The organism is uncultured Pseudoflavonifractor sp. (genome assembly GCF_944387805.1).
Classification (GTDB): domain Bacteria; phylum Bacillota; class Clostridia; order Oscillospirales; family Oscillospiraceae; genus Pseudoflavonifractor.
Genome location: NZ_CALXGI010000109.1, coordinates 1 through 11,750, shown reverse-complemented (window position 1 = coordinate 11,750; position 11,750 = coordinate 1). Strand labels below are relative to the sequence as shown.

At 48.1% G+C, this 11,750-nt stretch carries 7 protein-coding genes; 3 read left to right on the top strand and 4 right to left on the bottom strand.

Annotated features, from left to right (window positions below):
• Nucleotides 1-469 precede the first annotated feature (469 nt).
• The 3 genes from Q0K06_RS13865 (at nucleotide 470) to Q0K06_RS13855 (ending at nucleotide 7,737) form a co-directional block, all read left to right on the top strand.
• Nucleotides 470-6,520: an RHS repeat-associated core domain-containing protein gene (locus Q0K06_RS13865; protein ID WP_294553755.1), complete on the top strand. Its 6,051-nt coding sequence runs from the start codon at nucleotides 470-472 to the stop codon at nucleotides 6,518-6,520.
• A gap of 13 nt (nucleotides 6,521-6,533) precedes the next feature.
• Nucleotides 6,534-6,926 carry a hypothetical protein gene (locus Q0K06_RS13860; RefSeq protein ID WP_294553753.1) on the top strand — a complete coding sequence of 131 codons (393 nt, stop codon included), beginning with the start codon at nucleotides 6,534-6,536 and terminating at the stop codon, nucleotides 6,924-6,926.
• A gap of 451 nt (nucleotides 6,927-7,377) precedes the next feature.
• The gene (locus Q0K06_RS13855; protein WP_294553751.1) at nucleotides 7,378-7,737 is read left to right on the top strand and encodes a hypothetical protein; all 360 of its coding nucleotides are present in this window, start codon (nucleotides 7,378-7,380) and stop codon (nucleotides 7,735-7,737) included.
• A gap of 479 nt (nucleotides 7,738-8,216) precedes the next feature.
• Here the strand turns inward: Q0K06_RS13855 and Q0K06_RS13850 are convergent, their stop codons facing one another.
• Genes Q0K06_RS13850 through Q0K06_RS13835 form a run of 4 tightly spaced genes read right to left on the bottom strand, consistent with a single transcriptional unit; the run spans nucleotide 8,217 to nucleotide 11,467 of the window.
• Nucleotides 8,217-8,561, bottom strand: coding sequence for a helix-turn-helix transcriptional regulator (locus Q0K06_RS13850; protein ID WP_294553749.1), 345 nt, complete (start codon nucleotides 8,559-8,561; stop codon nucleotides 8,217-8,219).
• Complete coding sequence (locus tag Q0K06_RS13845; protein WP_294553748.1) at nucleotides 8,554-10,092, bottom strand: AAA family ATPase; 1,539 nt, start codon at nucleotides 10,090-10,092, stop codon at nucleotides 8,554-8,556. Before Q0K06_RS13845 ends, Q0K06_RS13850 begins: the two co-directional genes overlap by 8 nt.
• Before the next feature lie 2 nt (nucleotides 10,093-10,094).
• Entirely contained in the window at nucleotides 10,095-11,240 is a 1,146-nt protein-coding gene (locus Q0K06_RS13840) for a site-specific integrase (protein WP_294553746.1), read from the bottom strand.
• An 11-nt stretch (nucleotides 11,241-11,251) separates the two neighbouring features.
• Nucleotides 11,252-11,467, bottom strand: a complete 216-nt coding sequence (locus tag Q0K06_RS13835) for a helix-turn-helix domain-containing protein (RefSeq protein WP_242823756.1) — start codon at nucleotides 11,465-11,467, stop codon at nucleotides 11,252-11,254.
• Nucleotides 11,468-11,750: the final 283 nt, after the last annotated feature.

Here is an 11,750-nt window from a genome sequence, read left to right as displayed (position 1 = left end):
AAAAAGCGACGTTTTAGTGTAGGTTGGCTCGGTTTTTGTTGTGATTTATGATTATGCCTTTGTAAAGAAACCTAAAACTTTTTTGAGCAAATTATTAACACTATGGTCTCATAGCATATTCATGAGTCAAAAAACAGCTGCTTTCTGGAGTAGAAGCGACTCTGAATTTAGTTCTCATACTGCCTAATTTTAAAACCCCAAATTTCAATAATATTGCGGATGGGGTGTACAGCGAATTGTTTTCTGTATTGCACCTACCGATGATTGGTGATTTTGAGAGGTGGATAGAAAAATTTTAAAATATTTCTAATGGTCGTCACTACTCGACAACTTTGGAATGGGGAAAGATGTAATCTAATAGTGAAATGGAGGTGAATATGTCGACTGAAGCGAACACGCGTTGATAGGTGCCCAGCAAACGAGCCCAGTCAAAAATCCACTTATGGAGGAAAGAGAAAGGGACGGTATTATGAAACGAGCACTCAAAAAAGCGACGGCAATCCTGGTAACTTTGGCGATTATAGCTTCCCTTATACCGGCAGGAGCAGTCCAACTCTCAGTTCAGACGCGTGACGCTGCAAGCAATGATGCCCAATCATATGAATTGCCAATACCTGTGCGGACACAACCAAGTGAATCTATAGCAGATGCGTCCCCATGTCCAGCTTCCGTAACAGGGGAGATGAGCAAATCAAACGGTGTGTTTACATCCTTCTCCGAGAAAACATATGCAACGCCTCGCTTCGTAGTAAATGCAATTATGGCGCAACTGGATTTTTCTGAATTTGACGAACAACTGCAAGAACAGGTTACAATTGCCCTGTGCTATACGGAAGGGGACTATGAAAGCCTTACTGGTACTGCTGCCAGAGCAAAAAGTATTCTTGCGGAGAATGGTGCCGATATCAGCTCTGACGATATTGCGTTCATAAGTCGCTTCCTATCTGTGAACGGAACCTATCTCTCGTTGGAGTTTACAAATGGAACGCCGCTGCAAAGTGCACTGACTGCGTATTTTCAATTGAGTGACGCCGGGGTGTCAGACGAGGAAATCGAAGAGGCGGCGAAAAACAACCTCATTGATGATTTGCTCGAACACCAGGCAGTCACTCAGCCGGTGGAGAATGACGAATCAATGCATCCTCTTACAAGTACAGATCCATTGGCAGGTGTGAAGGCTGACAAGGGAAAACTTCTCACAGCACCGTATACTCCAATGGACAATGTAAAAGAGCAAGTAGACTTAGTGTCTGGCGGGCTTGAATACACCGTTACGGATGTGGTCCTCCCTGGTGTGAACGGGCTGGATGTCGTCATATCCAGAAAGTACAACTCATTAGAAGCAAATTACTATACTGATTTTGCGTTCTTAACGGAGAAAGAGAAAGATAAAGATTGCTATGGAGCCTATACAAAGACGGTCACAAAGCTATACCGCAACGAGGACGGGACGTTTACAAGCAAATATGAAAATATTGATTATCCCGCATGGCTAAGATACAACACTAGAACGATCTCAGAATATGCTTCTGTCCGCAATCGTATATTTGAAACAGATACAAGTTTTTATGGGGATTTTTTCAGATTTGAAGGGTATTTTACGGAATCTGGGCATAGCTCTGCGCCGGTTCTCGGTGTTAGCGATATCAAAGCACACCAGGAGAGTACACCGCAGACGACCAACGAATACCTGTGGGATCTCGGTGCGGGCTGGAGTTTTGGATTTTCACATATGGAATTAGACCCACAGTATGCGGGGACAGGGCACAGGCGCGTCTGTCTGTCGGATGGAAGAGAGTTTGTCCTATCCCCAAACGCCACCAACGAACTTGGCGAGTACTTTTACGAAGATATCATTTGCACGCCCACCAGCGGCACTATGAATGGGGAAGCGCTGGCTTACCTCGTCACGTACGCAGACGGTAAAAAGGAGTACTTCAGCGACAAAGGATTCCTTCTGCGGACTGAGGACCGTTTTGGGAATGCAATCAATTACTCCTATGATGCCCCTACCAATGGTGAACGGCGAGGAATGACTATTACGGATTCGCTGGGTCAAGTAACAAGAATTTATAATGAAACCACAGCGGAGGGATTCAATAAGATCGTTGAGCTTCCAGATGGGGAGAAAATTACTTATGTGTTGAAAGAAAATACGAGCCGTAAGATACCGTATCTTGAGCCGCTCGGAGTCGATTTCCATGAGTATAACTTAGTCGAAGCCATTGACCAGGAAAACCAGAAGACATGCTACTCCTATTCTGATGAGCAAGCCGGCACCGACATCCTATCCAGAGTGAAAGGCCCTCTTGAAGACGGAACGTACGCTTGCGACCCGTATAATGCTCTAGAAACGCCGAACCAATATCCAAATCAATACGACCTAACTTATTATAAAATGAATTACTTTGCAAACTTGCAGGAAGTTACTTACCCGACGGGCGCGAAGTCCGTGTTCAGCTATAATAGGCGGTGGAACAACTGGCTTGAAATAGGATTGCGTATAGACTATGCCATCGCCGGACGGTATACGCTGCTGGATGGGGACCAAAAATGTGATGAGATTAAGTACTTCTATGCCCAACAGTATTGGTATCCCGAAAGAGGATTGCTTGACGATATATATAATTGGGACGGCTATTATCATCGTGAGGGCGAATATGCCGGAAAGAGCAATTGCACCGTAATTAATGAGGTGGACACGGCACGTGATATCAGGACAAAATATGTGTTTGATCTTAACGGGTATTGTGAATCTGTTGAGGTATACCGCGACAGTGACGATACTTTGCTCCGTGAGACGCGCTCTACATATAGATTCTATGAGTATTTCCACCATCCGTCAGTTACAAGCAGAAAGACGATTGTTTATAATACGTCCGACGGTAAAGCGCAAGAAACCACGGAGTGCTTTGATTATGACCGCTATGGGAATGAAATCGCCAGATGGACAACTCTGGCGGAAGGACAACAACAAAATGAAGAGTATAAGGTCAGCACCACTTATGATTACACATACAATATCCCGCTAACAAGCGTCTATAAAATTGATGAGAACACTACCGTGCGGACTGAAAATATCTTAACGTCAGACCGGCGCAATATCGCGCAGACCATGGTTTATGAAAACGATGTTCTTGTCGCCAGAAGTGACTACGATTACGACTCCTTCGGAAATCGGGTGGAGACACGGGTGTACACATCGTTTTCACCTATGCAATATAACAGTACCACCTACGGTTATCGAGAAGGTGCCTTCCTGGAGACAGTAACAATTGATGGGATAGTGGACGCAGATGGCAATGCCGTTGGCAGCCTGTCGCAGAGCGCTATAAAGGATTTATACGGGCGAATTATCACCGAAACGGACGGGAATGGGAATACAACAGAATACTATTACGATCAAGTTGGCCGAATAAAGAAAATAATTTACCCGGATGCAGCGCAGGAGATATATGAGTACGATACCGTGAACAACCAGACGACGGTAACAGACCCGCTTGGAAACCAAAAACTTTATCAATATGACCAACTGGGAAGAGAAATCGGGGTTTATGAATTACATACAGATGGGACGAAAGTTCTGCTGTCATCTGTGGAATATGATGCTGTTGGACGCAAGAGCAAAGAGACTACATATAACGGATCTAATCGTGCAGATACGATCTATCAATATGACTATCAAGACAACATAATCGATCAGCGCGTGCTTGATCAGGACGGCCACATTTTATCGCATGAGTCCTATGTCAGATTCGCCGATAAGACACAAAAGACGGTGGAAGGGGACGCCAGTAGTCCATCTATCGTAACGATAGAGTATACCGATAAGCATGGTCGGACCGTGAAAAGTGGAACGGTGATAGACGGCGTAGAAGTCTGCGCCACCTATACATACAATTATATTGGATGGCCACTGGAAGAGAAAAGCGCACGCGCCAACAGCGAAGGATACGTTGAGACATTCACAAAGAAATATGAGTACAATTACGCCGGAAAACCGACGAAGATAATCGATGTGCTGGGAAACACGATTACGATGGAGTACGACTGTGCGGGACAAAAGGTCTCAGTAACCGACCCAATCGGCAACGCATCTGACCGCAGTCCTGCTATTCGCTATAGATATGATGCAGCCGGTCGTCTCATCGCAGAAGAGACACTATATACAGATACAGATATCAGTGAGCTGCGCTATTACTATGACTCGAACGGAAACATTATAAAGACAAGGCGTAGCAACGGCTCAGTTGGCGGTGATTCGTCCTTTGCGGTGGTGGAATATACATATGATTCCAGGAACCGTGTCATACAAGCCAGTCAAGGCGGAACGGTCACAGCCAGTTATGTGTATGACAAGATTGGACAAACGCTTGAAGTGCATACTGGAATTGACCAAATTACAAAATACACCTATGACTGCCGTGGAAACCAGACGAGTTATACTGACCCATTGGGTAAAACGGAGACGATGACCTACGATTTCGCAAATAACCTGATAGCGAAGACGGATCGCAACGGAACACATTTTGAGTACCGCTACGATGGCCTCTCGCGCGAATTGCAGAGGACCGCCTCATCAAATGGGAATACGACAACGGAATCTAAAACGTACACCATGACGGGAGAGTTGCGCTCCGTCACCAATGAGAATGGGACCATAACCTATTCGTATAACGATCAGGGCAGACTGGCCAGGGAGGACGCCCCTGGCGGCATAAGCCAGCAGTATCAATACGATACCGCCGGCAACATCACGTCCTGCAAGACGCTTATTAACGGAGTAGAGCAAAAATCGACCACATATCAGTACGATAAGGCGGATCGGCTTGCGTCGGTGTTTGATGGAAATACGCTTGTAGCTACTTACCGGTATGATCTGAATGGGAACCGAAATGAGCTCTGTTATTCAAATGGACTTACCACCGACTATGCGTATAACCGGGCAAACAAAGTCACAGAGTTGATTAACAAAAACGGCAATACAGTCCTTTCGAGCTATCGATATACGTACTACCTGGACGGGAATCAAGAGACGAAGACAGACCTCGATGGGACTGTTACTAGGTACGGATATGATGCCTTAGGACGCCTGGCATATGAAACGCAGGACGGCATATCGCATCGGTATGAATACGATGCGGCGAGTAACCGCACCAAACTCCAGGTTGACGGTGCTCAGACATATACTGTGGAATATTCCTACGATAAGAATAACCGCCTATTGCTGGAGCAGAAAACGGCTGGCGGTGTGGAAATCACAACTGCCTATCGGTACGACCCCAACGGAAATCTGCTCTCCCTTGCTGAGAGTTCAAACGGGGCGGAGGGCAGTCTACAGTTAAAAGCAATCAGTTATGAATATGATGTATTTGGGCGCCAGATAGCTGCCGTGAATGGCGACGAACACAGTGTATACGCATACCGATCTGACGGCCTTCGCCTTTCCAAAACTGTTGATGGCATAACAACTGGCTATAGCTGGGAGGGCCAGTCAATTGGCATGGAGCTAGGGGAGGACGGCCAGGTAATCGACAAATATACCTACGGCGTTGGGCTTTTGAAGAGCCTGGATAAGGGATGGTATCTGTACAATGCCCATGGCGATGTGGTACAATTAATTGACAACATGGGCGCAATCGCCAGGGAGTATTCATACGATGCATTTGGAAATGAGATAAATCCAAGCGGCAGCGACTCAAATCCGTATCGGTATGGCGGACATTATTTCGATGAAGAAACGGGCAGTTATTATCTTCTTGCCAGGAACTATCTGCCCGTAATCGGGCGTTTTTTGCAGCCTGATCCGCACTGGAATACCAGCAATATGGTATACGGGGACAATCCCATAAAAATGAACCAGCAGGAAGATGAAGCCGGACTATCCACATATCTTCCCGACATAAATGCCATCAATCAGAGCGGAAACCTCTACGTCTACTGTATGAGTAATCCCGTCATGTATAAGGATTCAAATGGGAAGTGGATACATCTTCTAATTGGGGCTGGAGTTGGATTTGTTGTTGGCGGGGTAGTTTCTGCATTTTCCCAAATTGCCGGACGTCGGCCGCTCGATGTTGGAAGTATAATGATCTCAGCGGGGGCAGGCGCACTAAGCGGTATATTAGCGGCTACAGGAGTCGGACTCGTGGGTCAGATTGCAGGAAATGCGGTGATAGGCGGTGCTGCGGCATTCGGGGACCAGATGTATACTAACAGGGGAGACATTAATCGTGTAGACCTGGAGAATGTTATGCTAAATGCTTTGTTTGGTGCAATTGGCGGATATGTGGGAGGAGCAGGAGGCGGCTCAAAGTATTTAATGAGCTTAACAAACCGTATGGCTTCGAGAATCGGAAATGCGCTTCAATATCAGAGTGGTCAGCGCCTGATGAGGGAAGCGATAAATGCAATTATGTACTATATAAAGTCGTCCAGCACGTTGAATATAAACATAATCAAAGGTATAATAAAATCGAATATCCCTCAACTGCCTAAGATTGTAATTGAACAAATATGACAAGGAGCTATCTATGGGAATCGCAGTGCTCGTATTTTTCGTAATGATTATCGCGATGATTATTGCATCGATTCCACTCACTTTGCTGGTGCGTTCCTGGGTTCGTGCATCTGCATTTCAAGGGTACAGTCGTACCCACATCAAAAAAGCCAAGCGTGAAGCGAATTTTGGGCAAAAACTGACTCTGTGGTATTTGATAAAACATAAAAATCAACAAAAAACAAAAAGGCGAATCATTGCTTATTGGGTATACCTGGGGTTTATTTTCACTTTGGCTTGTCTGTTCGCAGGTTGTGCGTTAGGTTGGGTGCCGCCTGCAATTGTCAGGATTTTATATATAATATACTTGGCACTTTCAGTCGCGGCAATTATCATATGGCGTTATCACGGAAAACCAAATTACTAATCCAAATCGCAGACGGGCAGGCCTCTGATTAGAGTCCTGCCCGTCTATTCTTTGAGTGGTCCTGTAAATGACAAGTGCAGGCATTGTCGCTTGATGCTTATCCCAATAAACTACAATATCTAGACGCGAATCTGTTATTAACAATGTAGCCAGTGGAGACGTGATTAATGGGGCGCTGTGGCAAAAAACACTGGAATAGGTGCATTAACAGGAATTTAGGCGGGGCCGGATTGCAAGCAGCGGCGAAGGTGACGTATAGCCGCATTGTAAGTGCAGGCGGAGGTTTTGGTATTTATCAGCTTTCTTATAGATCCTCTAAAATTTCTGAAACATTCGCAAAAGAGTTTATCAAGGGTACTATAAAATCGATAGGGACTAATATTTCCATCAAAGCCATAGGTAATGCTGTATACATCATGGTAAAACAATAAACTTGAGGAGGTGCGACACAGTGGAATGGAGAGAACCGGCACTGATTGCAGGGGTTATCGTAGGTTATATCATCATCGGACGGATGTTTGCTTATCTGCCCACCTATCACGCCTTCTGCCTGTCCAAAGGAGTCAGACGGTTCCTGTTCGTGGTGGACGTAAAAGTTCCCGCCATCAGCATTGCCGCGATTATCTGGCAGATCATGTTTTACCTAACGGCTGTTTTCTCATGCGTCGCCTGGTTCCTGATGGGATTTCAGAGTTTCCGGCTGCTGTTCTACAATATCGTTATGTACGAGTGGCTTGGGGTTGGCAATGCGCTTGGCATCTATATAGCAGTAAGCGATATACTTTTAAGACGGAAAATGAATGGTAAATAATGTTGAAACACATACGCAAGGAATATCGGCGCCAAGCTAGTAGAAGACTCTTGACTGATAGCATATGGCTTTATAGATACATAGTACAACAGCTTGAATTGCCCATATAGTAGAAAGATGAGCTAGAAGGCTGCGGCACTGTGCAGCGTGATATTCACCAAAAGTACGGCAAATCCCAAACAGAATCCGTCTTGTGATAGACCGCTGGAGTATCTGCTCCAGCGGTCTGTCGCTTGGCCATTTGAACGGACCGTGCGGACTGTGTTGCTTTCGGCAGCGAGAAGACAATACCAACCAGCGGAAGAACAAACTGATGCGGAACATCACGGCATAAACTTCGCATAGACGAAAAAGCTATGACAGTAGCCACTATAAACGCTGCATTTTATTTTCTATAAACTGCCAGACATTCAAGCTGCCCTGCAGGCAGTGATAAAGGCCGGAGATAGGGAGGAATGTCCGCTATCTCCGGCCTTCTATTAAGAGATTTTGAAATGTCTTACCATGCTTTCTTTTGCTGCCAGGACCAAATCGTATATTACTTGCCGCTCCACAGGGCTGCAGGCATCCAGAAGAAAGGCAAACTCTAGATGAGAGTTCCCGGGCGTCTTGGGATCATTCAACAGTGTGCCCGGCGGAATATCCAGTGCCTCCGCGATTCTAAGCAGAGCAGGGAGACTGAGAAGTTTCATGCCGCGTTCGATGTGGCTGATATAGGGCGTGGAGAGCTCTGCCCGTTCTGCCAATGCTGCCTGAGACAGCCCACGCAGCTTCCTCAGATTATGTATCCTGATGCCAATGTTTCGATAGTCTTGCTCACGCATAACGGCACCCCTTCTTCTGTAAATCATTTTTGACACAGCACATCCGGGCCTTGGCCACCAACTGGGATTTGCGGGGCTTTGGTTCCTGCCGGAGGGCTTCTTCCAGAGCGTCTGGGTCTCCAACCAAAACCACATGCTTCCGGGCGCGAGAGATGGTAGTATAGAGTAGGTTCCGCGTCAGCATGACGCCAAAAGATTTGACCAGCCGAAGAATGACCATGTCATATTCAGAACCCTGGGCCTTGTGGACCGTGATGGCGTAGGCCAGACTGAGCCGATCCGAGGGATTCTCTCCAATCCAGCAGGCACGTCGTTGCCCGGGACAGGATATGCCGAACGAGCCTGGCTGAGAAAGAAAGTAGAAGTGCCCTACATCTCCGTTGCAGACCATCTGCTGCCAGTCATTTTCCAACACCATGACCCGGTCACCCTCCCGAAAGCAGGCGTCCGGCCAGTCCGGATTCTGGTTTGCAGGGACGGCGGGATTCAGCATGTCCCGAAGCGCATCATTCAAACTTGATACAGACAGCTTTCCGGAACTGCGGAAAGGGGAGAGGACCTGCGTGGAGCCGCCCATGCGGTAGAGCTTAGCGCCTCCGCAGCACACTGCCTGACAGATGCGCTTCTCGTCAGTCTGTGGGACGAAATAGAAGCTGTTGTCAAAACGCAGATCCGCAAGGCTGCGGCACTCCTGAAAGTGCCGTACATTATATCCCAGAGCCGCAGCCTGGGCGGACTGCCGGTGGCAGATTGTCAACTGGGTGCAGGGTACACCAAGTGCCAACAAGTCTGTCAGTACATTTCCGGCTCCTACCGAGAGCAGCTGATTGGGGTCCCCGATCAGGACAACATGGGCGAATGGAGAGACCTTGTGCAGGATACCGGCCAGCATCTCAAGAGTCATCATGCTGGCTTCGTCAATCACCACCAGGCCGGTCAAATCCCAATGCACAGGCCCCAGAAAATTTTCCTCCGGGCGCAGGCCAAGGGCACCATGTACGGTGCGTGCCTGAACGCCAGTGCGCTCGGTCAGGTTGCGGGCAGCTTTGCCGGTGGGAGCACAGAGGATACAGGAAGAGAGACGATGAGGTGCCTGGGCGATCAGTCCACGCACCAGGGTGGTTTTGCCGGTTCCGGCACCACCCAAAATGAGAGAAAGCCGGTGGCCGAAAACCATACGGATGGCGGACTGCTGTTCTCCTGTCAGAGTGGTAAGCTCTGTCGACGCAGGCATATCCTGCAACGCACTCTGGAGCTCGTTATTGGATAAAATGTCCGCCAGGAACTGAGCAGCAGCGTTTTCATATGCCAGGGTCTTTGCGAGGTAAATCCGGCGCCCTTCTTGGGCAATCCGACCCTCCTTCCGTAAAAATGTCTTATCCGCCCGAAAGGCATCTTCCGAAAGGGAGGGATGCTTCTGCTTACACAGCTGGTACAGTTCCTCTGCGGTGGAGTAGGCATCTCCGGCCAGCTCAATGTTGTGCAGGACGTTAAGGATATATTGACCGCGCAGTTCTTTTTTCGTTGCCATCTTTATGCCCCCTTCATACGCTTTGCTTCTGCAGGAAGATTCCGACTGCCGCTGTTTGAGTAATTAAGAGTACTGACTGCACGTTCCAGGGTGTCGCTGGAGATATGCAGGTAGCGGTTGGTGGTGGACACGGTGGAATGTCCAACGAGCCGGGCAATTTCCGCCAACGGGACTTGATGGGCCTCCAGATGGGTCACATAGGTGTGACGGCAGCAATGGGGGCCGAGCTTCCTGATGCCGGGGACCCGCTTCAACGCGGCATAATATTTGTTGCGGAAAGTTCCCACGCTATACAGCAAACTCTTCCGCGTGGAGGTCCAGATATAAGACTTTCCACCATGCGTTCGAAGGTATACTGCATATGGACGGTAGTCCTCGGGAATCGGTACAGTCCGACAACTCCGCTTGCTCTTGGGTGGGCCGATGGTTGGCTTTCCGTCTACCATTTTGATGGCCTTGTTGACACAGATCTCAGAGCCATCCTCAGCGATGTCCTCTGGCCGAAGCGCCAACAATTCCTGTACCCGCAGCCCACTGCCAAGCAGAAGCCTGATACTGTTGCCCAAAAGGTCATCGCGCAGATATTTCTTTAATAAGGCGACTTCCTCGTAAGAAAACGCATCCTTCCCAGTATCCTCTGTACTTTGAGTTCGAATGGCCTTTGCTTTGCGGGCGGGGTTCTTCAAAATCAGTCCATTGTTCTCCGCAGCATCAAAGATCTGAATGAGCATGCTTCTGCATTTGCTGATTTTGGAGAGGGAACACCCCTCCTTCAACAGCTTTGTCATGAAGCTGTTAATATGCTGAGGCTTAATTTCGCTCAGCACCATATGATCGAAAAAGGCCTTCAATAGTTTCAGGGTATACCGATAGCTTGAATAGGTGGAGGGCTGCACCTGAGTCACATAATCCTGGTACCACTGCTCGGCCCACACAGAGAACGACATGGAGCGGCTCAGAGTCGTCAAGCCGGCAGCCTTATCAGCAAGATACCGGCGGATTTTTTGCTGAACCTCACTTTTAGTCGGGGCGGTAAAACTGACGATGTTCCGTTTTCCGTCCGCTCTATACCCGTCCATAATCTGGCCCCGCCAAGTACCGCTTTTTAATTTGCGGAAGCAGCCTTCACCGTTGGAACGCTTGTTCATGTACGGCCTCCTTATGCGGAAGCCATATGGCGAGCCAGAGCTTCGGGGATGTGGGTGCGAAGCTCGACCCAGGCCAGAAAGGCCGATTTGGGAATCCGGATGCTACCGCCGATCCGGCATACCGGAAAGTCAGCCCGGTGCGTCAGTTCGTAGGCGGCTGCCTGGCTGATATTGAGATAGCGCTTGACTTCGCTTACTGTCATGTAGACACATTCCTGTCCGTTCATTTTCGTAACCTCCATTTTGAAGTACGAAAACAAAACAGCGTGCAGGGCAGTTACCTACACGCTGTGGACAGTTTCGTCTGGAACGCAGGCATCTTGTCAGATGAGCCAAAAGAAGATATAATATGCCTGCGGTGCGACATCAGTCGTTGTGTAGGTGGTAAGGCACCTAGCAGGTGCATGGGAGGTGCGAACTCCCATGCACTGCCGCTGTTGCTTAAAGAACCACTGGCTCTGCCAGTGGATAAAGAGCTTATAGCTATGGACAAAAAAAGGACTCCCCGAT

Coding starts and splice junctions, on each gene's coding strand:
- Q0K06_RS13860 (WP_294553753.1), top strand. CDS start 6,534: ATGGGAATCGCAGTGCTCGTATTTTTCGTAATGATTATCGCGATGATT.
- Q0K06_RS13850 (WP_294553749.1), bottom strand. CDS start 8,561: ATGCGTGAGCAAGACTATCGAAACATTGGCATCAGGATACATAATCTG.
- Q0K06_RS13845 (WP_294553748.1), bottom strand. CDS start 10,092: ATGGCAACGAAAAAAGAACTGCGCGGTCAATATATCCTTAACGTCCTG.
- Q0K06_RS13865 (WP_294553755.1), top strand. CDS start 470: ATGAAACGAGCACTCAAAAAAGCGACGGCAATCCTGGTAACTTTGGCG.
- Q0K06_RS13835 (WP_242823756.1), bottom strand. CDS start 11,467: ATGAACGGACAGGAATGTGTCTACATGACAGTAAGCGAAGTCAAGCGC.
- Q0K06_RS13840 (WP_294553746.1), bottom strand. CDS start 11,240: ATGAACAAGCGTTCCAACGGTGAAGGCTGCTTCCGCAAATTAAAAAGC.